Origin of the sequence: Pelomonas cellulosilytica (genome assembly GCF_021353265.1) — a bacterium.
GTDB lineage: Bacteria > Pseudomonadota > Gammaproteobacteria > Burkholderiales > Burkholderiaceae_C > Pelomonas > Pelomonas cellulosilytica.
Genome location: NZ_JAJTWU010000001.1, coordinates 308384 through 332728 on the forward strand (window position 1 = coordinate 308384; position 24345 = coordinate 332728).

General features: G+C 71.6%; 12 protein-coding genes. 6 read left to right on the forward strand and 6 right to left on the reverse strand.

Annotation, left to right across the window (positions count from 1 at the left end):
* The first annotated feature begins 30 nt into the window (after positions 1–30).
* A complete protein-coding gene (locus LXT13_RS01190; protein ID WP_233369773.1) occupies positions 31–8469 on the forward strand; it encodes an LEPR-XLL domain-containing protein in 8439 nt (2812 codons plus the stop codon).
* A gap of 37 nt (positions 8470–8506) precedes the next feature.
* On the opposite strand, the gene LXT13_RS01195 is transcribed toward LXT13_RS01190, so the two are convergent.
* The 5 genes from LXT13_RS01195 to LXT13_RS01215 are packed head-to-tail and all read right to left on the reverse strand — an operon-like array spanning position 8507 to position 14740.
* The gene (locus tag LXT13_RS01195) at positions 8507–9700 is read right to left on the reverse strand and encodes an ROK family transcriptional regulator (RefSeq protein ID WP_233369774.1); all 1194 of its coding nucleotides are present in this window, start codon (positions 9698–9700) and stop codon (positions 8507–8509) included.
* Positions 9701–9707: 7 nt separating this feature from the next.
* Positions 9708–10418 (reverse strand): ribonuclease activity regulator RraA, encoded by a 711-nt coding sequence (locus LXT13_RS01200; protein ID WP_233369775.1) that lies wholly within the window; start codon positions 10416–10418, stop codon positions 9708–9710.
* Positions 10419–10429: 11 nt separating this feature from the next.
* Positions 10430–12154, reverse strand: coding sequence for an L-arabinonate dehydratase (gene araD, locus LXT13_RS01205; RefSeq protein ID WP_233369776.1), 1725 nt, complete (start codon positions 12152–12154; stop codon positions 10430–10432).
* The gene (locus tag LXT13_RS01210; RefSeq protein ID WP_233369777.1) at positions 12154–13581 is read right to left on the reverse strand and encodes an aldehyde dehydrogenase (NADP(+)); all 1428 of its coding nucleotides are present in this window, start codon (positions 13579–13581) and stop codon (positions 12154–12156) included. The genes araD and LXT13_RS01210 overlap by 1 nt, the downstream gene beginning before the upstream one ends.
* A 4-nt stretch (positions 13582–13585) precedes the next feature.
* Positions 13586–14740, reverse strand: coding sequence for an endo-1,4-beta-xylanase (locus tag LXT13_RS01215; RefSeq protein ID WP_233369778.1), 1155 nt, complete (start codon positions 14738–14740; stop codon positions 13586–13588).
* Positions 14741–14876: 136 nt separating this feature from the next.
* Here LXT13_RS01215 and LXT13_RS01220 point away from each other — a divergent pair, with 136 nt between their 5' ends.
* The 5 genes from LXT13_RS01220 (at position 14877) to LXT13_RS01245 (ending at position 22371) form a co-directional block, all read left to right on the forward strand.
* Entirely contained in the window at positions 14877–17486 is a 2610-nt protein-coding gene (locus tag LXT13_RS01220) for a glycosyl hydrolase 115 family protein (RefSeq protein WP_233369779.1), read from the forward strand.
* 45 nt (positions 17487–17531) lie between these two features.
* A complete protein-coding gene (locus tag LXT13_RS01225) occupies positions 17532–18989 on the forward strand; it encodes a DUF1593 domain-containing protein (protein ID WP_233369780.1) in 1458 nt (485 codons plus the stop codon).
* A 34-nt stretch (positions 18990–19023) separates the two neighbouring features.
* Positions 19024–20313 (forward strand): family 8 glycosyl hydrolase, encoded by a 1290-nt coding sequence (locus tag LXT13_RS01230; protein WP_233369781.1) that lies wholly within the window; start codon positions 19024–19026, stop codon positions 20311–20313.
* A 124-nt stretch (positions 20314–20437) separates the two neighbouring features.
* A complete protein-coding gene (locus LXT13_RS28625) occupies positions 20438–21973 on the forward strand; it encodes a TonB C-terminal domain-containing protein (RefSeq protein ID WP_349254817.1) in 1536 nt (511 codons plus the stop codon).
* A gap of 74 nt (positions 21974–22047) precedes the next feature.
* Complete coding sequence (locus LXT13_RS01245; protein WP_233369782.1) at positions 22048–22371, forward strand: plasmid stabilization protein; 324 nt, start codon at positions 22048–22050, stop codon at positions 22369–22371.
* An 11-nt stretch (positions 22372–22382) separates the two neighbouring features.
* Here the strand turns inward: LXT13_RS01245 and LXT13_RS01250 are convergent, their stop codons facing one another.
* Positions 22383–24338, reverse strand: a complete 1956-nt coding sequence (locus tag LXT13_RS01250; RefSeq protein ID WP_233369783.1) for a sialate O-acetylesterase — start codon at positions 24336–24338, stop codon at positions 22383–22385.
* Positions 24339–24345: the final 7 nt, after the last annotated feature.

A 24345-nucleotide genomic window follows, 5' to 3' on the forward strand; every position in this document is an offset into this window, starting at 1 on the left:
GGCCGGCTGCCTCATAAGAAAGGAACACCCGTGAAACTCCGCTCCCTGCTGCCGCGCCGCTGGCGCCGAACGTCGAACTCCACGGGCGCCGTGGCACTCGCACCGGTGCGTGGTGGCGTGCGCGCCTGGCAGTTGGAAGCACTGGAGGCCCGCGTGCTGCTGTCGGCGGACCCGGTGCTGGGGGCGGTGCCCGTGGCCTTGCTGCCTGACGCCCATGCGGCGGCGCTCATGGGCGCGTATGAACCCGGCGCCATCGATGCGGCCGCACTGATCGACCAGGGCCAGTCCGTTGTCGGCACGCCGGGCGCGGGCAATGCGGTCTGGATCGGCCATGCAGACGGCTCGCCCGTCGTCGTCCATGGCGATCTCACCGTGTACGCCGACGGTGCGGGCGGCCACGTCCGCCAGGAGGGCGACCTGATCGTCGCGGGGAACTACACCGCCTTCGGCTCCGGCCACACCAATGTCATCAGCGGCAGCCTTGCCGCGGGAGGCAACTACAACAACGCGGACTCCATCCGCGTCAGCGGCACCGTCTCGATCACTTCGGGCGGGTCTATCGCCCTCGGCGGCAACAACACGCACTACCTTGGTGGTAACGACAGCAGCAGCACCGACGTGCTGACCCTCACGGCCGCTGCGACCGGCAACATCAGTTTCCTGGGTTCGCTGTCGGCCGGCAGCGAGGGCGGTGACCTGCTCTCCAGCCTGACGATCACGCAGGCTCACAACGTCACGTTCTCGCAGGACGTGGCGATCAACGGCAACCTGACCATCAACGCTACCGGCATCGTGACCTTCTCGAAAGGCATCACGCTGGGCAACGGCGGCAACCTGACCGTGCTGGGCGCGAGCCGCGTCGTCTTCAACGATGCGGTGGTCTTGCAGCAGGGCGGCAGCATGGACGTCGCCGCTGATTCCATCGACATGCTGAACGGCGCGCTCGGGTCCGGCGCGATTGCCGGCACGGGGACCGTCAAGTTGCGTCCGGCCACGCTGGCCACGCCCATAGATCTGTTCTACCTGCCCGGCGTCCCGACGACGGGCGCCTTGCAGCTGACGGCCCAGGAGATGAGGGCCTTCGGCAGCGGCTTCACCAGTTTCACGATCGGCACGGCTGACGGGTCCGGGCACGCGCTCGCAGGCAGCGGTGACGTGCTTGTCGGCACGGCGGAGGACGGCGCTGCCGTCGTCGGTGGTTCGTTGAAGGTGCTTGGCAACCACGTGACCGTCGTCGACATCGACGACAACCTGCAGCGTGGCCTGAAGCTCGGGCCGGCGCGCTCGCTGACACTGGATGCCCGTTCGGACATCACGCTGAACAACTTCACCGAGGCCGACAGCCTCGCCATGACGTCGGCAGCCGGCGGCATTCGCCAGGTCGACCTGAATCCGGGCGACGGCGTGTCCGAACCGCTGCGCGGACTGAGTCTGACGGCCAGCGCGCTGACCGGCGTGAGCCTGCCCAACCTGGAAATCAATCAGCTGGACGTCGTCAACAACGGCCAGGGCGACATCGTCCTGAATGAAAATGCAGCGCGCTCTACGAGCCGCTTCGCGGACACCGTCATCGACGGCACGGTGACGCTCCTGCACCTGGCCCAGACCGGCGTGACCGGCAGCAACGGCATTTCGTTGACGAGCCATGCCGGCACCAGCATCACGGACGGCAGTGCCCGCCCGGGCAACATCACGCTGGCCGCCGGCGCAGGCATCAGCCTGGCGACGGATGGCGCGCTGAGCCTCTCGGCGCTGGGTACCGGCTCTGACATCAACCTGCAGGCGCCCGTCAGCGTGCATGGCGGCCCCGTGACGCTGGCCGCGGCAGATGCCTTCACCGCCAACAGCTCGGCCCCGATCACGTCGACGGGCCCCTCGTCGGTCACCATCACTTCGGGCACCGGCGCGCTGACGCTGGGGGCCGCCGTGACGACGGTGGGCGGTACGCTGACGCTCAACAGCGCCGGCGTGCTGGACCTGACGGACGTGACGCTGGATGCCGGTCAGAGTGGCGCCATTGCGCTGACGTCGGCAGGCGACCTGAAAGTGGGGGGGCTCAGCGCCGCCAGCAGCATCACGCTGACGTCGACCGGCGGGGCCATCCTCGACGCGCTGACGGGCAATGCGCCCAACCTCGACGGTGATGCAGCGCTGGCCACGCTGACGTCGCTGAACGGCGTGGGCACCGCCATCGCACCGCTGTACACGCGGCTGGGTAGCCTGACGGCCAGTGTCAGCGGCACCTCGGGCGGTGTGTTCGTCCAGGAATCCACGCCGCTGACGATCGCCACGGGCGGTCTGACGACGGCGGGCAGCGGCGCCATCGTCGTGCAGAACGGCGCGGGCGACATGGCCGTGGCCGGCCCAGTCCATGCCAACGGCAGCGGCAACATCCTGCTCGAAGCGATTGCGGGCAGCCTGGCGGTGCAGAGCGATGTGCTGGCCCAGGCGGGCAGCATCAGCCTGGTGGCGGGCGCCAACCTCGCCTTGACCGGTACGGAGGTCCGCACGCGCGGGGCAGGCCAGACGCTGGATCTGCGGGCCGGTTTCGGCGTCAGCGCCAGCCTGAGCGTCGGCGCCACCACGCTGCTGGCCACGGCCGGTGGCGCGCAGCGGCTGCAGACGGCGGGCGCCGTCACGCTGGGCAGCATCGACGCCGGAAGTGCCACGGTGACGGTCGTTGCCGGCGCTGCCGTCACGTCGGCCTCGCAGTCCGCCAGCATCGTGGCGGGTAGCTTGCGTGTGCAGTCGGGCGGCGACATCGGGACCGGCGCCGCGCCGCTGCAGATCAAGGCCGCCAACCTGGCGGCTAGCGGGGCGGGCAGCCTGGCGTTCAACGAGGTGGATGACGTGCGCGTCGGCAGCGTTGCCGAGGTGGCGGTCAACCGCGTCGGCACCCTGGGCACGGTGACGGCGACGACGCCGTCCACGGCGCTGGCAGGCCTAACGGCAACCGGCGGCAGCCTCGTGCTGAACGCAGGCGGCGCGATCACGCTCGACACGGCGGCCAGCGCCGGCGGTCACCTGCGCCTGAGCGCGGCCACCTCGCTCGACGTCAATGCGGCGGTGTCCAGCAGCGGTGGCCAGCTCACGTTGCTGGCCGGCGCGGCGATCACGCATGCCGCGGCGGGCGGCCTGAGCACGGCCGGTGGCGCCATCGACGAGCAGGCCAGCGCTGCGCTGAGCATGGCGGCGACCACAACGGTCAACAGCAACGGCGGGCGACTGCGCCTCCAGAGCGGTGGCGTGCTGACGCCGGGCCAGCTCAACGCCGGCAGCGGCGAGGCGTGGATGCAGGGCACGCGCATCAGCAGCGCCGCAGGTGCCGGCGTGGATCTGGTCGCCGGCGCGGCTCGGCTGCTGGCCACGGGCACCGGCGCGAACGATGGCATCGCCAGCAGCAGTGATGCACTGTCGTTGCAGGTGCAGCGGCTGGCCGTTCAATCGGCTGGCCTGGGCGGCGTGTATCTGAGCGAGGCCGATGACGTGCTGGTCGACAGCATCGCGGCCAGCTCCGGCAATCGGGTGCAGGCAGATGGCACTGTGGCCACGCTTCCGGCCGACGCCACCGTGAACGGACTGGCGGGCCTTTCCGCGCCGCTGGTGTTGAGCGCCGGTGGGAGCCTGGCCACGCTGGCGGGCGTCAACGCCCAGCGCGTGCGGCTCTCGGCTGGCAGCGACCTCGGAGTGAATGCCGACGTCGTCAGCGCCGACGTGCTCAGCCTGTCCGCCGCGCGCGACATCACGATGAACCCGATCGCGCTGACCGCCGGCGGCAGCCTGGACTGGGTCGCCGGCCGCGATCTCTTCATGCAGGCCGGGACGGTGGCTACCGCGCAGGGCGCCTCGTCGCTGCAGGCGGGGCGCGATGTGCGCGTCGGCCAGATCGACGTAGGCAGCACGCGGGCGCTGACCGTCAACGCCGGCGGCAGCCTGCGCGACCCGGACGTGCCCGGCGACAGCACCGTCAACCTGAAGGCCGGCAAGCTGGTGCTCATCGCGACTGCCGGCATCGGCGTCGGCGGCAATGCCATTGAGACCACGGCGACCTACCTCGGCGCCAGCAGTGGCGGCGGCATCTACGTCACCGAGACCGATGGGCTGAGCATCAATGGCGCGCTGGGGACGAGCTTCGGCAGCGTCCAGCGCGTCGCTGCCGACGGCAGCCTCGGCAGCGTGCCGGTGACGGAGGTGCAGGGGCTGTCCAGCGGCGCCGCGGCGGTGGTGCTGCGTACGCTAGGTGGTGCGCTGACCGTGGATGCCGCGGTGCAGACGCAGCAGGGGCACATCCGGCTGGAGTCCAGCGGCGCGCTCGCGCTGAATGCCGGCCTGGCCAGCAATGGTGGCATCATCAGCCTGCTGGCCGGTGGCGCTGTCACGCAGGCCGCCGCGGGCATCGTACGCAGCAGCGGCGGTGCCGTCGACCTGCAGGCCGCGGGTGCCTGGACGATGGCGCAGGGCAGCCTTGTCAGCAGTGGCGGCAGCACGCTGCGCCTGTCGGCCACGGGTGCGCTGGCATTGGCGGAGCTGGATGCTGGCAGTGGCCTGATGAGCATCACCGCCAGCCAAGTGAAAGACCTCACGGGCGATGACGACACGCAGGCCGACCTCACTGCCGGCAGCCTGATGCTGCGCACGACCGGCACGGCGGCAACCGATGGCGTCGGTGCGGGTAGCGACCTCATCGAGATGCGTGTGCCGCGCCTGGCCGTGGCCACGGCCGGTGGCGGCGTGTTCCTGTCGCAACTGGGCGGCGCGGCGGTGGTCGACAGCCTGGCCGCGTTCACCAGTGCGCGCACGGGGCCGGACGGCGCATTCATGTTGGCCGATGTCACTGATGCCGCGCTGGCCGGCATCACCAGCAGCGGCAGCTTCGTGCTGCTGGGGGCCGGGGACGTCACTCTGGGGGGCGCCTCCACCGCCACGGGCGCGGTGCTGATCACCAGCCCGGGCAGCCTGTCCGTCAATGGGGCGCTCAGCGGGCTCGTCGTGTCGCTGAACGCCGGTGCCGACCTGCTGCTCAACGCGAACGTCAGCGCGACGGGTAGTACGCGCAGCGTGGATCTCGTCGCCACACGCGACATCACGCAGGGCCAAGGAGTGGGCGTGCAGTCTGCCAATGGCGTCATCGCGCTGCAGGCCGGCCGCGACATCACGATCGAGACGCTCAACGCCGGCATCGCCGGTGCAGCGCTGATCGCCGGTGGCGCCATCCTCGATGGCGATGCCGCCGGTGACACGGAGACCGACATCACGGCGGGCGCACTGCGCCTGACGGCCGGTGGCGATGCCGGCACCCCGGCCAACGCGCTGGAGACCTCGGTGACGACGCTGAGCGGCAGTGCGGCCTCGTTGTCGCTCGCGCAGGTCCAGGCGCTGGCCGTCGACCGCGTGACGATCAGCCTGCAGCGTGTGGGTAGCAACGGTGGCGTGACGCCGCTGGAGCTGGGACCGCAGGAAGACCTCACCACCGCCACCGGCGGTGCGCTGCTGCTGACCGTCAACAGCGGCGACCTGACGATCAACGCAGGCACTGCCAGCCCCGCCCATGCGGTGACCAGCGGAGGCGCGCTGCTGCTGCGTGCCGTGACCGGCAGCGTCGCCGTTAAGGCCGGCATCACGGCCGCCGGCAACGCCAGCCTGCGTGCGGGGGGCGACCTCAGCTTCAACAGCGCCGGCAACGTCACGCTGGCTGGCGCGTCCAGCCTGGACGCCGAGGCCGGCGCGTCGCTGACGATGGCCGACGGCGCAGTGTTCACCAGCGGCAGCGGTTCGCTGCGCCTAGCGGCCACGCTCAACCTCGCCATCGGCGCGCTGCAGACCGGCGGCGATGTGAGCCTGCTGGCCCGCAACATCACCGATGCCGGCGGCGCCGAGACCGACATCACGGCGCGTGCATTACGCGTGCAGTCCACCGGCACCGGCACGACGCAGGGTTTCGGCACCGGTGCCGCTCCGCTGCAACTGCAGGTGGCGACACTCGCCGCCAGCGTGGCCGGCACCGGTGCCGGTGGCTTCTTCGCCCGCGAGGTGGATGCGCTCGCGGTCGACGCCGTGGGCGTGTCGACGACGCGCGTGGGCGCCGATGGCAGTACCACCTCGGTGGCGGATGCCGCGCTGTCCGACCTCGTCTCGGCAGGCAACGTCGTGCTCGTCACGGGCGGCTCGTTGAGCCTCACCGACGGCGGCAATGCCGACGGGCTGGCCCTGCAGTCGGGCGGCAATGTGCTGCTGGACGTGACCGGCGACCTGAGCCTCGGCGCGGCGCTGCGCAGCACGTCCGGCGTTGTCAGCCTGCTGGCCACCGGCAGCATGGCGTTGAACGCCGGCGTCGCCATCACGCGCACTGGCCGCACGCTGGACGTGCAGGCCGGCGGCGCGGTGACGATGGCGCCGGCCGCGACGCTGGCCGTCGTCGACGCCGCGATCCGCGTGCAGGCCGGCGGCGACCTGACCTTGGGTGGCATCGCGTCCGGCCTCGGGCAGGTGTCGCTGATCTCCACGGGCGGCAGCATCGTCGCCGCCAGCGGGCACACCGGCGCGGAAGTCAGCACGGCGTCGCTGCGGCTGTCGGCCGCTGTCGGCATCGGCCGTGCCGATGACCGGCTCGAGACCACCGTGCAGCGCATCAGCGCCCGCGCGGCGGGCGGCGGCATCTGGCTGCAGGAGGCCGATGGCGTCACGATCACCGACGTGGCGGTGTCCGTCCGGCGCGTCAGCGCCACGGCGACGACCGCTGCGTCCATCGACGACGCGACGCAGTCCGACCTCGTCACGACCGGCGGCAACGGCAGCATCGCGCTGGCGACGACCGACGGCAACATCGTCTTCGCCGACGGCACCGCGCCGCTGGACGGCCGCAGCGTGACGGCCGATGGGACCGGCACCGTGTCGCTGAAGGCGGGCGGCGCGACGGCCTTCGTTAACCTGCCGGCGGGTGCCATCCAGCAGCAGGGCCCGGTGACGATCGACAGCGCGCTGAAGTTCGACGGTGCCGTTACCGTCACGGCCGGGCAGGGCGGTGGCCGGGGTGACGGGCCGGTGACGATCAGCGGCGCCATCGACGGTACGGCCGGCGGCGCCGCCGACCGGCTCGTCGTGGCCAGCGATGGCGCGGATGTCGTCTTCGGCGGTGCCATCGGCGCGGTCGAGCGGCTGGGTGGGCTCGCGGTCAGTGACGCGCGAAACATCAGCTTCGCGCAGGACGTGAAGCTGGCCGGCGACCTGACGCTGCAGGCCAGCGGCAAGGTGGAATTCAAGGGCGGGCTGGACCTGAGCAGCGGGTCGCTGAGCATCGTCGGCGCGACGGAGCTGGTCATCGGCAACGTCGTCGTCAGCAGCGGCAGCGCCGTCATCCATGTCGATGCGCTGACGCTGTCGGGCCTGATCACGGGCAGCGCCGCCGCGCGGGTGGAGCTGGCCGGTGCGAGCGGCGACATGGCCGTGGGCGGCACCGGTGCCGGGCTTGCCATTGGCGGCGCGCAGCTGGCGGCGCTGCAGGGTTTTGGCGAGGTGCAGCTGGGCCGCAGCGACCTGGGCACCACGCGCATCGACGTCGCCACGCTCGGCAGCGTCGTCACGCCTCACCTGACGCTGGCCGGAGGTACGCTGGCGCTGCAGGGCGCCGCCACGGGCCCCAACGCCGGCGTGCAGCTGCTGGACCTGGCCGCCGGCCAGGACCTGACATTGGCCGGCCGGCTCGCATTGACGGCCGCAGGGGCCGATGTCCATGCGGCCGTCGGCGGTGCCTTGCGCATGAACACCGACGGCGTGCTGGCGACGCAGGGCGGCGACGTGCAGGTGCAGGCGGGCGGCGACCTGCGTGTCGGTCGCATCGACACGCGCGGCGCGGGTGCCTCGCCGGCGGCCGTCGTGCTGGCGTCCACCGGCGGCACGATCAGCGAGGCCAATGGCGATGCGGCGGTGGATGTCTACGCCGACCTGTTCACGCTGCGGGGCCGCGGCCCGGCGCTGGCCGGTGGCGCGTCCGAGGCGCCTGCAGCGCTGGACGTGCAGGCCAACACACTGGATGTGGACGCGCCTCGCGGCGTCGTGCTGCGCGACAGCGGCAGCAACGGGCTGACGGCCTTCAACCTGCTGGACGGCGGGCAGGTCTACCAGCTGCTGACGGCGCAGGGCACGCCGGTCCGGCAGCCCAGCGTGGCGGCCATGCCCGCCCAGCCCACCGCGGCGGCGGCCGATGCCTGGGCATGGCTGAACGCGCTGCGGCCGCTGGCCGAGTCGCGCGACACGACTCTGGCGTCCGGCATGCCGACCCTGTCGATGGCAGCGGCGCTGGACGTCGCTGAGATGGAGCGCGTCGCGGCGGTCTTCCATGCCGACCCGGCGCCGCTGCTGCCAAGCCAGCTTGCCGCGTTGCTGAACCCTTCGTCAGCGGCCGCCGCCGCCGAGGCACCCGCGCAGGACAGCGCGCGCTTTCGGGTGTGGTCGGAGGAACTGGTGCTGTGACGGGCGGCGGCCCAGTGCCGCTGCCGGCGCTTGCCGGCTACAGCGCCGGCTGCGTCAGCCGGTAGCCCGCCAGCGCGGCGGCGCCGATGGCGATGGCGTCCGGCCCGAAGCGGGATACGCGCAGCACCGGCTCCGGCACCTGGGCGGCACGGGCATAGCCTTGCAGCGCGTCCCGCGCAGGGGCGAGCAGCGCTTCGCCCAGGTCCACGACCGGGCCGCCCAGCACGATGCAGGCGGGGTCGTAGGCGGCCGCGAGGTTCTGCAGCAGCACGCCCACGTAGCGGCCCGCCATCGTCACTGCGGCGGTGGTCCGGGAATCGCCGGCGGCCAGCAGCGCGCGCACGGGATCGAGGCTGGCTGACGCCGGCGCTTCGTCGACGCCCGAGTCACGCCGCAGTGCGCGGCTGCCGATCAGCGCCTCGACGCAGCCCTGGCGGCCGCAGGAGCAGCGCGGGCCATCCAGTTGCAGCACCATATGACCCACCTCGCCGGCAAAGCCGCGCGCGCCGATCAGCAGCCGGCCGCCGACGATGACGCCGGCGCCCACGCCCTCGCCGATGTAGGCGAACAGCAGCGGGTCGCCGCCCGGTGCGGGGTTGAACTCCGTCTCGCCGAGCGCCGCGACATCGGCATCGTTCTGCACGAACACCGGCACGCGGGCCAGCGGCGTGCCCTCCAAGGCATGGGCCAGCAGGCCGCTGAAGGGTACGTCGTGCCAGCCAAGGTTGTGGGCGTAGACCAGGTGGCCGCGTGACTCGTCCACACCGCCAGGCAGGCCGGCGCCGATGCCGATGATGCGCTGGCTGGCGCCGAGGCCGGCCGTGATGTCCAGCAGCGCCCGTGCGAGGCTGTCGATGCAGCCCCGTGCGCCGAGGTCGGGGTCGTAGGCGGTGCTCCGCGCGGCCAGCACATCGCCCGACAGCGAGGCCAGCGCAACGCGGACGCCGCCGTGGTCGACCGCGATGCCGAGCAGCAGCAGCCGGCCGGGGTCGACGAAGAGCGGCGTGGGGCGGCGGCCGACGTCACCGGTCACGAGGACCTCGCGCTCCATCAGCCAGCCTTCGTCGACAAGCTCGCGCACGAGCGTGCTGACGGTGGACTTCGTCAGGCCGAGGGCTTGCGCCAGCTCCACGCGCGACCGCCCGGGCTGCACGCGCAGCTGCCGGATGAGGGCCATCCGGTTCGCGCGCTTGAGCTGGGCCTGGCCGCCGCCATCGGCTTTCATCAGCATGCGGTCCTCAGCGTCCCCGGGCCTGGCGCCACGCGGCGAAGAGGCCGACCACGTCGGCGTCGGTGGGCGGGTACAGGCCCAGCACACTGCGGCCGGCCATGACCTGCTCCTGCACGAAATCCTCGAAGACCGTCATCTCGACGGCCTCGTTAGCGATCTCGTCGGCCAGATGGGCCGGAATGATGATGACGCCCTCGGCATCGCCCACGACGATGTCGCCGGGGAACACCGGCGCGTCGCCACAGCCGATGGGCTCGTTGATGGCGATGGCCTGGTGGAGCGTCAGGTTGGTCGGCGCGCTGGGCCGCGAGTGGTAGGCCGGCATCGCGTACTTGGCGATGTCGGGGCTGTCGCGGAAGCCGCCGTCCGTCACGATGCCGGCGCAGCCGCGCACCATCAGCCGCCCAACGAGGATGCCGCCGGCCGATGCCGCGCGGGCGTCCTTGCGGCTGTCGATGACGAGCACTGCGCCTTCCGGGCATTCCTCGACGGCCACGCGCTGCGGGTGGGCGCGGTTCTTGAAGACGCTGATGTCGTTCAGGTCCTCACGCGCCGGCATGTAGCGCAGCGTGTAGGCCGGGCCGACCATGTTGGGCAGGCCGGGGTTCAGCGGCCGCACGTCCTGGATGAACTGGTTGCGCAGGCCGCGCTTGAACAGGGCGGTGCACAGCGTCGCGGTGCTGACGCCCATCAGCTTCTTGCGGGTCTCGGGGTTCATGGAGCTCATGTTCAGTAGATGACGGGCTCGGGCACCGGAGCGCCGAACTGGGTTTCGAGGAAGTCGAAGTCGCAGCCCTCGTGGGCCTGCAGGATGTGGCGGCCGAACATCCAGCCGTAGCCGCGCTCATAGCGTGCTGGTGGTGGGGTCCAGGCCGCACGGCGGGAGGCGAGTTCCTCCTCGCTGACTTCAAGGTGGATGCGCCGGGCCGGCACGTCCACAGTGATGCGGTCGCCCGTCCTCACCAGCGCCAGCGGCCCGCCGACGAAGGCCTCGGGGCTGCAGTGCAGCAGGCAGCCGCCATAGCTGGTGCCGCTCATGCGGGCGTCGGACAGCCGCAGCATGTCCGTCACACCCTGCTTCAGCAGCTTGGTGGGGATGGGCAGCATGCCCCACTCGGGCATGCCGGCGCCCTTGGGCCCGGCGTTGCGCAGCACGAGGACGTCGTCGCCGGTCACGTCCAGGTCCGGGTCGTCGACGGCGGCCTTCAGGCTCGGGTAGTCGTCGAACACGAGCGCACGGCCGGTGTGCTGCAGCAACCGCGGCGAGACGGCGCTCGGCTTCATGACGACGCCGTCGGGCGCAAGGTTGCCGCGCAGCACGGCGAGAGCGCCTTCGGCGTAGATGGGGTTGTTCAGCGGCCGGATGACGTCGTCGTTGAACACCTCGGCGCCGGCGATGTTGTCGGCCACGGTCTTGCCATTGACGGTCAGCGCGGTCAGGTCGAGCTTGGTCGCCATGACGTTCATCATCGCCGGCAGGCCGCCAGCGTAGAAGAAGTCCTCCATCAGGTAGCGGTCGCCGCTGGGCCGGATGTTGGCGATGACGCCCACATGACGGCTTGCCGCATCGAAGTCGTCCAGCGTGACGGGCAGACCCGCGCGACGGCTGATGGCGACGAGGTGGATGATGGCGTTGGTGCTGCAGCCCATGGCCATCGCGACGGCGATGCCGTTGGCGAAGCTGCCCTTGCTGAGCATGCGGGCAGGCGTCAGGTCGTCCCACACCATCTGCACGATGCGCCGACCGCATTCGGCTGACATGCGCACATGGTTGGCGTCCGGCGCGGGGATGCTGCTTGCGCCGGGCAAGGTGAAGCCCAGCGCCTCGGCGATGCCCATCATCGTGGCGGCAGTACCCATCGTCATGCAGGTGCCGTGGCTGCGGGCGATGCCGGCTTCCATCTCCTGCCAGGCCTGGTCGGAGAGCCGCCCGGCACGGCGTTCGTCCCAGTACTTGAAGGCATCCGATCCCGAGCCCAGCACCTGGCCGCGCCAGTTGCCGCGCAGCATCGGGCCGGCCGGCAGGTAGATGCAGGGTAGGCCCATGCTGAGGGCGCCCATCAACAGGCCCGGCGTCGTCTTGTCGCAGCCGCCCATCAGCACCGCGCCGTCCACCGGATGGCTGCGCAGCAGCTCCTCGGTCTCCATCGCGAGGAAGTTGCGGTAGAGCATCGAGGTTGGCTTGACCATGCTTTCGCTCAAGCTGATGGCCGGCAGCTCCAGCGGCCAGCCGCCCGCCTGCAGGATGCCGCGTTTGACGTCCTCCACGCGTTGCTTGAAGTGCGTGTGGCACTGGTTGGCGTCGCTCCAGGTGTTGACGATGGCGATGACGGGCTTGCCGATGAAGTCCTCTGCGGCATAGCCCATCTGCAGCACGCGGCTGCGATGGCCGAAGCTGCGGAAATCATCCTTGGCGAACCAGCGTGCACTGCGCAGGTCTTCGACCTTCTTCATCACGCCTGTCCTTTCGCTTCGACCAGCCAGGCCGGCGCATCCTGCAGCGCGACGGGGCGCAGGAAGCGCTCCATCGCCGCATAGCCGACGCTGGTGGTGAGGGCGTTCGTCGTCGACGGCCACGGGCCGCCGTGCTGCTGGGCCGCCGTCACGGCGACGCCGGTCGGCACGCCGCCGAACAGCACGCGGCCGGCGATGCCTTGCGCGGTGCGGACGAGCGCGCGGTTGTCGGGTGTGTCGGCATCGGCGCCCCACAGCGTCACGGTCAACGTGCCTTGCACGGCCTGCAGCACCTGCAGCGTCTGCGCCAGGTCGCGTACGGTGACGACGAGAGCGCTGGGGCCGAAGACTTCCTCGTGCAGCACTTCGTCGGCCAGGAAGGTCGTGGCGTCGGTCGCGAACAGGTGCGCGCCGGGCGCCGCCTCGCGGGCGGGCAGCGCCAGCAGCGACTTCACGCCGTTGCGGCCATGCAGCCGCGCAACGCCTGCGTTGAAGCCGGCGCGGATCCCGGCGTTCAGCATCGCGTGCGGGTTGGCCGCAGCGAGGCCTTCGGCCAGTTGCTTGACGAAGGTCTGGCCGGCCTCGTCGTCGCGCACGATGATGATGCCGGGGCTGGTGCAGAACTGGCCGCAGCCCAGCGTGATGCTGCCGGCCAGCTGCGCGGCTAGCGCGCTGCCCTGCGCGGCCAGCGCGTCGGGTAGCACGACCAGCGGATTGACGGAGCCCAGTTCGCCGTAGAACGGGATGGGCCGCGGCCGGGCGTTGGCCTCCTTCCACAGCGCGACGCCGCCGCGCACGCTGCCGGTGAAGGTGGCCGCAGCGATGGCCGGGTCGCGCACCAGCGCCACGCCAACGGGGATGCCGGCGCCTTCCACCATCTGCAGCACGCCGGCAGGCAGGCCCAGTGCTGCGATGCAGCCGCGCGCCAGCTCGAACACCGCGCGCGACAGCCCCGGGTGGCCCGGGTGCGCCTTGACGACGACCGGGCAGCCGGCGGCGAGAGCCGAGGCCGTGTCGCCGCCCAGCACACTGAATGCGAACGGGAAGTTGCTGGCGGAGAAATTGGCGACCGGGCCGACCGGCACGGCCACGCGGGTCAGGTGCGGCCGGCCGACCGGTGGCGCGCCGGGCACGGCCGGGTCGTCCTGCACGGGCTGAGCTTCGCCGGTCTCGATGCGCTCGGCAAAACCGCGCAGCTGGAAGCTGGTGCGGTCCAGCTCGCCGTTGAGGCGGGCGGCGCCGAGGTGGGTTTCCTCGTCGGCCAGCGCAACGAGGGCGTTGCGCTGCGATTCGAGTGCGCTGGCCAGTGCGCGCAGAAGCGTGGCGCGGACGGCGATGGGCGTGGCGGCCCACAGGGGTGCGGCATCGGCAGCCGCCTGGGCGGCGACGCGGATCTGGTCGGGGGTGCTGTCGGTCAGGATGGTCATGGGGTCAGCGCGCGGGCATCGTGCGCAGCGCGTCGGCGATTGCCTGGCGCAGGGGTTTGGGTTGCAGCTGGTCGTCGTAGGGCAGGGCGCGCTTGGGCAGCTTGTCCTCGCGCGGCTCGAAGCCCTGCAGCCAGCTGTGCTGGTCGACGAGGCCCCAGCAAAGGAAGCGGTGCAGCCGCGGGGACGCGAGCGTCACGTCCAGCCAGTCGCGCGCTAGCGCCGCGCAGGCGGCGTCACGCTGCACGATGTCGGCGGGCATGCCGCGGTCGTTGACGTCGAACTCGGTGATCAGTAGCTCCAGGTCCAGCGCCTGCACGTCGTCGAGGAAGCGGCGCCACGTGACGGCGCATTCGGCGGGGTTGTCTTGCGGGGTGCCGGGCTTGGCCCAGGCGATGTGGCCCTGCAGGCCCAGCGCCTGCACAGGCGTGCCGCGGCGCTTGAGCTCGGCCAGCAGCCGGAGCACGCCAGCGCGGTGCCTGGCGCTGGTGGCACCCCAGCCCATGTAGTCGTTGTAGACGAGCTGGGCCCCGGGGGCATGTTCTCGCGCCAGGCGGAAGGCCAGGTCGATCTGCTCGACGCCGCCCTTCTGGTCACCGCCAAAGGGTGTGCTGAAGACGTTGCGGTGCAGCTCGCCTGTCTCGGGCGAGACGGCCTCGTTGACGACGTCCCAGCTCTCGATGCGGTTGCCGAAATGGCCGCAGGTCGTGCGGATGTGCTCCTCGAGCACGCGGCGTGCCGCTTCACCGTCGCCGGCGCCGTAGTTCAGCGCATTGACCCATGCGGGCAGCCACTTGGGCTCCAGCCACAGCAGCGTGTGGCCGCGCAGCGCCATGCCGCGGCCCTCGGCCCAGGTGAACATCTCCTCGGCGGGCGCGAAGTTGTACGGCCGCGTCGGGTCGGGGCGCAGCTGCTGCCACTTGGTCTCGTTCTCGGCGACGAGCACGCTGCATTCACGGCCGGTGAGCTCGCGGTAGGGCAGGTCGTGGAAGCGCGAGCGGCGGCCGAGGTTGCCCAGCGTGCTGCCGAAGCGCAGGCCCTTGGCGCGTGCGAGCTGGTCCAGCGTCGCGTTGGCCGGCGGCGTTGTCGCGCAACCGGCGAGGCCGAGGCCGCCAACTCCGGCGGCCAGGGCATGGGTGAAGTCGCGTCGGGTCAGGGCCATGGGCGGTCGACAGAGCGGTATCAAATTGGTATCGCTATCATAAAATTTGGTTCGCCCGCCGAACTTAGTGGTTTCCCAGGGGGATGGCGAATCATATCCCGCTAGACTGAAAATGTTCGCGCAACCATTTCACCCTATGAACTTTGTATCTGTGGCCGGCGTCCGCCAGGCGTTGTCAGGCCGTGGCCGCCTGGCCTTGCTCGTGCTGCTTTCCACCTTCGGCGCCACCGCCTGGGCGTGCACGACACCGGCGTCTGTCTGCGAGCGCGACGGGGCTGGCAGCTTCGGCCTCGTGCGGGCCGGCCAGCCGGCCGCGGTCATCGTCGAGGCGGGTGCAGACCCGGCGCTGCGGCATGTGGGGCGCAGCTTCGCGGCAGACCTGGAGCGCGTCTCCGGCCGCCCGGCAGCGCTGCGCGACAACGTGCAGAGCGCCGCCGCGCGCGAGGTTGTGCTGATCGGCCAGCTGGGCCGCAGCCCGGCCGTGGACGGCCTGCTGAAGAGCGGCAAGCTGAAGGCGGCCGACCTGAAGGGACAGTGGGAGGCGTTCCGCCAAGCCGTGGTGGACAAGCCCTTCCCGGGCGTGGACCGCGCGTTGGTCATCGTCGGCTCGGACCGGCGCGGCGCCGTCTTCGGCGCCTACGACCTGTCGGCCCGCATCGGCGTGAGCCCCTGGCAATGGTGGGCCGACGTGCCGGCCGCGCGCCGGGCGGACGTGTTCGTCACGGCGGGTGCGCGTGACGACCGCCCGGGCGTCAAGTACCGCGGCATTTTCATCAACGACGAGGCGCCCGCGCTCAGCACGTGGGCGGGCACCAAGTTCGGCGGTACGAATGCGGCCTTCTACGAGCATGTCTTCGAGCTGCTGCTGCGTATGAAGGCCAACTACCTGTGGCCGGCGATGTGGCCGCCGCGCGCGTTCAACGCCGACGACCCGAAGAACATGGTGTTGGCCGATGAGATGGGTATCGTCATGGGCACGTCGCACCATGAGCCACTGATGCGCGCGCACGACGAATGGGCGCGCTTCAAGGGCAAGGCGTGGGACTACACGAAGAACGCCGAGCAATTGCGCGAGTTCTGGCGCGGCGGCATCCAGCGCATGATGGGCCGACCCGATGGCTCTGCCTTCGACAGCCTGGTGACCATCGGCATGCGTGGTGACGGCGACGAGCCGATGAGCGAGGGCACGGCCATCGGCCTGCTGGAAGGCATCGTCAAGGACCAGCGCCAGATCATTGCCGACGTGACGAAGCAGCCCGCCGACAAGACGCCGCAGATGTGGGCGCTCTACAAGGAAGTGCAGGACTACTACGACAAGGGCATGAAGGTGCCCGACGATGTGCTGCTGCTGTTCTGCGACGACAACTGGGGCCAGATCCGCCGCCTGCCCCAGCCAGGGGCCAAGCGCCTGGGAGGCTACGGCATCTACTACCACTTCGACTACGTCGGCGGGCCGCGCAACTACAAGTGGCTCAACACCAACCAGATCGAGAAGACCTGGCAGCAAATGAACCTGGCGCACGCCCATGGCGCCGATGCGCTGTGGATCGTCAACGTCGGCGACATCAAGCCGATGGAGTACCCCATCAGCTTCTTCCTCGACATGGCCTGGCAGCCCGAGCGCATGACGCTGGCCCAGCTCGCTGCCTACCCGAAGGACTGGGCGACGCTGACCTTCGGTGCCGCGCAGGCCGCCGAGATCGCCGACATCGTGACGCGCTACAGCCAGTACGCCGCGCGGCGCAAGCCCGAGTTGGTGGACGAGCGCAGCTTCGCCCTCGGCACGGCCACGGCCGACGCGCTGCCCGGCGGCGACTTCGGCCGCCGCGTGGCCGAATGGGAGGCGCTGGAGGCGCGCGTCGCGCATGTCAAGGTCACGCTGCGGCCTGAGCAGCGGGACGCCTATTTCCAGCTCGTCGAGCATCCGGTGCTTGCACTGGCCAACCTCTACCGCCTGTACTACGCGGTGGCCTGGAACCGCCAGCTGGCCAAGGCCGGCGACCCGCGCGCCAACGTCTTCGCCGAGCGGGCCGAGGCCGCCTTCGCGCGTGACCAGGCGCTGTCGGACCAGTACCACACCATCGCCAACGGCAAGTGGGCCGGCATGATGCTGCAGACCCACATCGGTTACACGAGCTGGCAGCAGCCCGACCGGAACACCATGCCCGCCGTGCAGCGCGTGACTGGCACCGCGCCCGACGCCGCGGCGGTGGACCAGCAACTGGCGCGCGGCGCGGCGCCGCTGCCGTCGGGCACCGTCGTGCTGGAGGCCCCGCAGTTCAGCCGCGCCGTCAACGGCCGGGGCCTCACGTGGGCGCCCATCCCCAACCTCGGCCAGAGCCTGGGTGCCGTCGCGGCGCTGCCGCAGGGCCGGCCGGCGACGACGCTGGCCGATGGCGTGCGGCTGGAGTACGACGTGGAGCTGCCGTCCGGTGGCGAGCTGAACCTGGCGGCCGTCATGGTGCCGACGCTGGACACCCGCAGTGCCGGCGGCCTGCGCCTGGCCGTGGGCCTGGACGACCTGCCTCCGCAGGAACTCAAGCTTAGCCTGCAGCCCACCCCCGGCGCCGAGCGCCGCCGCGAGGAACGCGACTGGGCGCGTGCCGTTATCGACAACCAGTTCAAGCTGTCGGCCCGCTTCGCCGACGTGAAGCCCGGCCGCCACGTCGTGAAGGTCTGGCGCCTGGACGACAACGCCGTGCTGCAGCGGCTGGAGCTGGGCGTCGAGGCGCCGGCCACGCCCTGACACCTGGCTTGACGTCCTTCCGCCCGACACGCAGGAGACCGAGCGATGACGATTCGAACGACGGGCGTCCGCTGGCTGCTGCTGATCGGGCTGTCGTGGGGTGAGCTGCCCGCGCCGGCCGCCGAGCCTCCGGCGCGCGAGCGTGCCCGGCTCATCGTGCTGACCGATGTCGAGAACGAACCGGACGACACGCAGTCCCTCGTGCGGCTGCTGCTGTACGCCAACGACATCGAGCTCCAGGGCCTGGTGGCTACCACGTCGGTGCACATGAAGGACGCCATTCATCCGGCGTCCATCGAGCGCGTCATCGACCGCTATGCGCAAGTGCTGCCGCGGCTTCGCCAGCATGACCGGGCCTACCCCAGTGCCGCCGCGTTGCGCGCCCTCGTGCGGTCGGGGCAGCCAGCCTACGGCATGGCCGCGGTGGGCGAGGGGCGGGACACGCCCGGCTCCCGGCTGATCCTGCAGGCGCTCGCCAGCCCCGACCCGCGCCCGCTGTGGGTGGCCGTCTGGGGTGGCGCCAACACGCTGGCCCAGGCGCTGTCGACGCTGGCCGCGCAGCGCGAGCCGGCCGAGCTGGCCCGCTTCATCGCCAGGTTGCGCATCTACACGATCTCTGACCAGGACGACAGCGGCGCCTGGCTGCGCCGCCGCTTCCCCGAGCTGTTCTACATCGTCAGTCCCGGCGGCTACGGCAATGCGATTTGGGGCGGCATCAACCAGCCCGTGCCCGGCATCGACAACAGCCGCGTCAGCAACGCCTGGCTGGCGCGTCACATCCAGCAGGGCCACGGGCCGCTCGGCGCCGCCTACCCGGACGTCGCCTACGGCATGGAGGGCGACACACCCAGCTTCCTGGGCCTTATCCCCAACGGTCTGAACGCTCCCGAGAACCCTGACTGGGGCGGCTGGGGTGGCCGCTACGAGCGCTACACGCCGCGGCTGGAAGACACCGACCCGCAGGGCTTCACCGGCGGCGTGCAGGTCGAGGCCGAGACCCGGCCGATCTGGACCAACGCGAAGGACCGCTACCGCCCGTTTGTCGAGGCGGAGTTCGGCCGTGCGGTGAAACCGTCCGAGCAGGTCTTCGAAGACGCTAAGGTGACGCTCTGGCGTTGGCGCGACGATTTCCAGAACGACTTCGCCGCCCGTATCGGCTGGACGACGCAGCCCGTCGACCGCGCCAACCATCCGCCCGACGTGCGGCTCGCGCAGCCCGACCGGCTCACGGTGGCCGGCGGCAGCTGGGTGGAGCTGGACGCCCGCGCCAGCCGTGACCCTGATGGCGACAGCCTCAGCTTCCTGTGGTTCCACTACCCCGAGGCCGGCAGCTGGAAGACGGCGCTCCCGCTGGGCACCGAGAACCTGGCCCGCATCCGCTTTCAGGCGCCAGCGGTCACCAAGACCGAGACGGCCCACATCATCCTGCGCGTCACCGACAAGGGCAGCCCGGCGCTGTCGCGATACCGGCGCATCATCCTCACGATCACGCCCGGCGGTTGACCCGGGCCTGTCCCTTCCCCTCGCCCCGACTCCGATGAAGTTCCACCGCTGGACGGCGCTGCCGTCGATCCTCCTTGTGGCCTGCACCCTCGCTCGGGCCGACGCGACGCCCGTGCCCGCGACGCCTGGCGCGGCGGCATCGGCAGCGTCGGTGCCCGCGGCCTATCGCAACCTGCTGCGCGAGATCCGCCCGGACATCACCGAGGCCGACATCAGCGCCAAGCTGGCGCGTTACTGGCAATCGCTGTTCGAGGGCGACGCGCAGCACCGCATCGTCTACGCCGCCGCGCCCACGCCGCACGGCCCGGCGAGCTATGTGCTGGACGTCGGCAACGCCGACGTGCGCAGCGAAGGCATGTCCTACGGAATGATGGTGGCCGTGCAGATGGGCCGCAAGGCCGAGTTCGACGCGCTGTGGAACTGGGCCTACACGCACATGCGCTACGCCTCTGGGCCGCGCCAGGGCTACTTCCGCTGGCAGTGCAAGCCGGCCGGCTGCGCCGATTTCGGCAGGGACGCCGTGCCCGCGTCTGACGGTGAGGAGTACATCGCCACCGCGCTCCTCATGGCCGCGGGCCGCTGGGGCAACGGCGCCGGCATCTATGACTACGAGGCCCAGGCGAACGCCGTCCTCGACACGATGCTGCACAAGGAGGACATGAACGGCGGCATCCGCGATGGCGTGCGCAATATGTTCTCGCGCGAGCACGGGCAAGTCGTCTTCGTGCCCATCGGCCGCGCGGCGGACTTCAGCGACCCGTCCTACCACCTGCCGGCCTTCTATGAGCTGTGGGCCCGACGTGCCAGGGGCTGGCAGGGCCGCCAGGCCGAGGACCGTGCGCGCTGGGCCGAGATCGCCGCGATCAGCCGCCGCTACTTCACGCAGTCGTCGCACCCGAGGACCGGTCTGACGCCCGACTACGCCGAGTTCGACGGCCGCCCCAAGGTGCTCGAGGGCCACGAGGACTTCCGCTACGACGCCTTCCGCACGGCCGTGAACTGGAGCGTGGACCAGGCGTGGTGGGGCCGCAACCCGGCGGCGGCCGACCTCAGCCGCAAGCTGCTGACCTTCTTCGCCGGCCAGCCGCGGCAACCCTATGGCCACCTCTACACCGTGGACGGCAAGCCGCTGAACGACGAGCCCAGCAAGGGGCTGGTGGCCAGCAATGGCGTTGCCGCTCTGCTCGTCGACAAGGCGCTGGCCGAGCGCTTCGTCAACGAAGCCTGGGCCCAGGAGCCGCCGGCCGGCCAGTGGCGCTACTACGACGGGCTGCTGCAGTTCATGGGGCTGATGCACATGACGGGGCAGTTCAGGGCCTGGTGAGCCGCAAGGCGCCGCCTCGTCGCGGCATGCAGCGGCGGCTCGCGTCGGGAGCTTCCGGCGACAAGCACAATGGCCGCATGGCGAGCGCATTCGAGCAGGGCAACGGAGCAGGCGGGACGGTGCCGTGCCGCTGACCGACGCCGTCTCCCGCCTGCCCAAATCGCGCCTGAACCGGGCGCTGGTGGGATCGTTGCTGGTCCATGGGCTGCTGCTGAGCCTGACCTTCGGCGGCCAGGGCTTCAAGCTGCCGGAGTGGACGCCGCCGTGGCAGGCGGCGCCGATCGAGCCCGACCTACACGTCGTGCTGCAGCCGGTGCCGGAATCCCTGTCGCCGCCTGAGCCCGACAACCCGGCCGCGATGGTGGCGCCGCGACCGTCCACCGTGGCCGATGACGACGCGGAGGTCGAGCAGGCGCCCGTCGCCGGCCTGCCGTTGATGACGGTGGAGCGCAGCTCGGCGCACTGGCAGGTGCCCGCGGCGTCCGCTCCGCAGGACGCGGCCGTGGCCGCGTTGCCGGCCGCGTCGGCACCGGCGGTCGAGCGGCTGCGGCGCCTTCGTGATGAGCCGAGCCCGCGCAACGATGCGCGGGCCCGTGAGCGCGACAACGAGAAGGCGCTGGCCGAGCTGGAGGACGCCCGCCAGGCCATGACGCCGGTGGCGCCCGTCGCACGGTTGTCCGCCGCGTCGGCGCCTGCCGTCGAAGCCGTGCGGCGCGCGGGCGAATCGCTGCGCATCCGTGGCGAGCGTGCGAAGGCCGACCGCGGTGACGAGCTGGCGCAGCTGGACCGCGCGCGCCAGGCGATGACGCCGGTCGTCGCCGTGGCCACGCTGTCGGCCGCGTCGGCGCCCGAGCCGGAAGCGCTGCGCCGCACCGCCGATCAGCTGCGCCCGCGCAGCGAGTCGCGCAGCGCCGAGCTGGCCCAGCTCGATGGCGTCCGCCAGGTCGCCCAGCAACGTGTGCAGCAGTTGCAGGAGCTGCGCCAGGCGGCCGAGCGACAGGAGCTGGCCCGGCAGGAGGCCGCTCGCCAGGACGCAGCACGGCAGGAAGCGGCCCGCCAGGAGGCCGCCCGCCAGCAGGCTGCTCAGGCCGAAGCGGCGAAGCTGGAGGTCGAGCGACGCGAGGCGGCCCGCGTGGCCGGGCTGAAGCAGGAGGGCCTGCGGCTGGAGGCAGCGCGGCTGGCAGCCGCCCAGGCACAGGCGCAGGCCGAGAACGAGCAGCGCGAGGCGCGCCTGCGCGCCATCGGCCGCCAGCTGGACGAAGAGGCCGCCCGTCGCGATGCCGAGCGCCAGCGCCCCGACTGGACGCCGGCGCGCCGCGGCCGGCTCTACAGCCGCACCGATGCCAACGCCGAGCTTGCGCATTACGGCGAGCTGTGGGCGCGCAAGATCCAGTTCAACCAGACCTTCGACCTGGTCCGCGACGCCGTAGCCCAGCCCCACACCGACCCCATCGTCACTGTGGCCGTGCGCAGCAACGGCTCGGTGGAGGCCATCACCTTCGTGCGCTCCAGCGGCGTGCCGGCGCTGGACGAGGCCATCCGCCGCGTCGTGCACAGCCAGGAAAACTACCCGGCTTTCCCGGCGGCCCTGCAGCGCGATTTCGATGTCGTTGAGATCCGCCGTACTTGGCGCTTCGATATCTCCATCCGCCTGGACTGACGCGGGCCGGCGTCCTACACGCGACGGCGGTGCGGCGCCGCAAGGTCGGGCTTTTCCACCATCAGGAGCCCGCCATGCCGCAGGGTGACAAGTCGTCGTACACCGACAAGCAGAAGCGCCAGGCCGAGCACATCGAGAAGGGCTACGAGCAGCGCGGCGTGCCCGAGAAGGAAGCCGCAGCCCGCGCCTGGGCGACGGTCAACAAGGAGACCGGCGGCGGCAAGAAGTCCGGTTCGGGCCGAGGCAAGGCCGAGAACCACGAGCCGTCCCGCAAGGGAGGCCACCTGGGTGGCCAGGCTGCAGCCCACCGCACGGCGGCCGAGCGCTCAGCCTCGGCGAAGAAGGCCGCCGCCACGCGCAAGCGCAACGCCGAAGCGCGCGCCGGCGCTCGGCACTGACGCTCAACCGCTCAGTCGGGATACCGCTTGCCGGCCGTGTCCAGCGGCCAGCGGTCGCTGCGCAGCGGCGACGCGGGCAGGCCATCGCCGCCGACAAGGTTGGACTCGCTCGGGTTATCCACCCACGCGTAGCGCGCGGCCTGCGGCGCGGGCACCGCTGGGCTGGTGACGACGACGAGATCCGGCGCGGCGATGCGGGCGTCGGCCGGCACGAAGCGGTGGTCCGCGCCGGCGAGCAGGAAGCCACGCAGCGCCTCGCCACCCTTGGCCGGCCGCAGGCCACCCGCGGTGTTCTTGAAGCGCAGCCAGACCTCGGCACCGCGCACCTCGGTGGTGGCCAGCTGCGGGCCGGTCGCCGGGGACTGGCGCAGGCCCAGCTCATGCAGCGCGAGCGCTGCCAGGCGGTCGCCGACGGCGCGCTTGTTGCGCGGATGGATGTCGGCCGCGTCACCCACGTCCAGCGCCACCGCCATGCCGGTGTGGGGCAGGGCCAGGGCCGCGGCCTGCGCCGCGCGCAGTTCGGCCCATCCGCCCTGGCCGGGGCGGTTGTCGGCCAGCGGCAGGTAGGCGGCCAACTGCACGAACAGGAAGGGCAGCTGCGGCTGGCTGAACTGCGCGCGCCAGTCCTGGATCAGCCGCTGGAAGTCGCCCTCGTAGGCTGCCGCGCGGCCGGTGTTGCTCTCGCCCTGGTACCACAGTACGCCGCGGAACTTGAGCCCCTGCAGCGGCGCGATGAGGCCGTTGTGGGCCAGCGTCGGCGCGTCGTTGGCGGTCGGGCTGGTGGGCACGCTGGGCTTCTCGACACGGGCACGCCAGGCGCCGGCCAGCGGCACCGCACCGGCGGCGGTGTCCAGGCGCAGATCGGACGCGTCGCCGTAGATGCCGCCGCCGCCGCCGTAGTCGGTCACGCGCACGGCGATCCAGTTCGTCCCAGGGCGCAGCACGCCGGCCGCCAGCGTGTAGTGGCGCTGCAGGCTGTAGCCGCATTGCCCGCCGACGCGCTGGCCGTTGACCCACACCTCATCGCAGTCGTCCACCTTGGCCAGGTGCAGCGTCGCCGCACCGGCGGCCTGCGCGGTGTCGAGCTCGATGCGCCGGCGCAGCCAGACGATGCCATCCAGGTCCGGCAGGCCTTGGGTTTCCCACAGCTGCGGCGCCTGCAGCATGGGCCAGCCGGTGTCGATGTCGGCCGCGGCGGACCAGCCGCTGGCGTCCACGCCTTGCCACGGCAGGCCGGGCTGCCAGGCGTTCACGACCGTCTCGACGCGCTCACGGCGCGCCGTCGCGAAGGCCTCGTTGCTGGCGGGCAGTGACTGCACGGCGCGGGTCAGTGCCGGGTCGCGCAGCGCGAGTTCGCGGCGCATCCAGGTCTCCAGGTGCGAGCCGCCCCAGGCCGCGTTGACGAGGCCGATGGGCACGCCCTGGGCGGCCTGCATGCGGCGCGCGAAGTGGTAGCCGATGGCGCTGAAGTCGCCGACGGCACCAGCCTCGGCGACGACCCACGGCGCGGGCGCGATGTCGGCCTCGGGCGCGAGGCTGGCGCGCAGCGGCACGCGCAGCTGACGCAGCTGCGCGTTCTGCGGCGAGGCGACTTCCTGCGGGCCGGTGTCGGTCGGCGCCAGCGGCCATTCCATGTTGGACTGGCCGCCCAGCAGCCAGACGTCGCCCACCAGCACGTCCGTCAGCCGGGCCTGGCCGTCACCACTGACGTGCAGCTCGTGCGGGCCGCCGGCCGGCAGTGCGGCCAGCGTCGCGCGCCAGTGGCCATCCACACCGGCCTTCGCGCTGGCCTTGCGGCCCGCGAGCTCGACGGCCAGTGTCGCGCCCGGCTTGGCCCAGCCCCACACCAGTATGGGCTGCTCACGCTGTAGCACCATGTGGTCGCCAAAGACCTGCGCCAGGCGCACGTCGGCCTGGGCTGCGGCGGCCGACACGCCCAGCAGCAGAGAAAGGAGGAGCTTGTTCATCGGTTTG

What these genes read in the sequence shown, in the direction of transcription:
- LXT13_RS01195 (WP_233369774.1), bottom strand. Translation starts at nt 9,700, where the DNA reads ATGCTGATGAAAGCCGATGGCGGCGGCCAGGCCCAGCTCAAGCGCGCG.
- LXT13_RS01200 (WP_233369775.1), bottom strand. Translation starts at nt 10,418, where the DNA reads ATGAACCCCGAGACCCGCAAGAAGCTGATGGGCGTCAGCACCGCGACG.
- araD (WP_233369776.1), bottom strand. Translation starts at nt 12,154, where the DNA reads ATGAAGAAGGTCGAAGACCTGCGCAGTGCACGCTGGTTCGCCAAGGAT.
- LXT13_RS01210 (WP_233369777.1), bottom strand. Translation starts at nt 13,581, where the DNA reads ATGACCATCCTGACCGACAGCACCCCCGACCAGATCCGCGTCGCCGCC.
- LXT13_RS01215 (WP_233369778.1), bottom strand. Translation starts at nt 14,740, where the DNA reads ATGGCCCTGACCCGACGCGACTTCACCCATGCCCTGGCCGCCGGAGTT.
- LXT13_RS01220 (WP_233369779.1), top strand. Translation starts at nt 14,877, where the DNA reads ATGAACTTTGTATCTGTGGCCGGCGTCCGCCAGGCGTTGTCAGGCCGT.
- LXT13_RS01225 (WP_233369780.1), top strand. Translation starts at nt 17,532, where the DNA reads ATGACGATTCGAACGACGGGCGTCCGCTGGCTGCTGCTGATCGGGCTG.
- LXT13_RS01230 (WP_233369781.1), top strand. Translation starts at nt 19,024, where the DNA reads ATGAAGTTCCACCGCTGGACGGCGCTGCCGTCGATCCTCCTTGTGGCC.
- LXT13_RS01245 (WP_233369782.1), top strand. Translation starts at nt 22,048, where the DNA reads ATGCCGCAGGGTGACAAGTCGTCGTACACCGACAAGCAGAAGCGCCAG.
- LXT13_RS01250 (WP_233369783.1), bottom strand. Translation starts at nt 24,338, where the DNA reads ATGAACAAGCTCCTCCTTTCTCTGCTGCTGGGCGTGTCGGCCGCCGCA.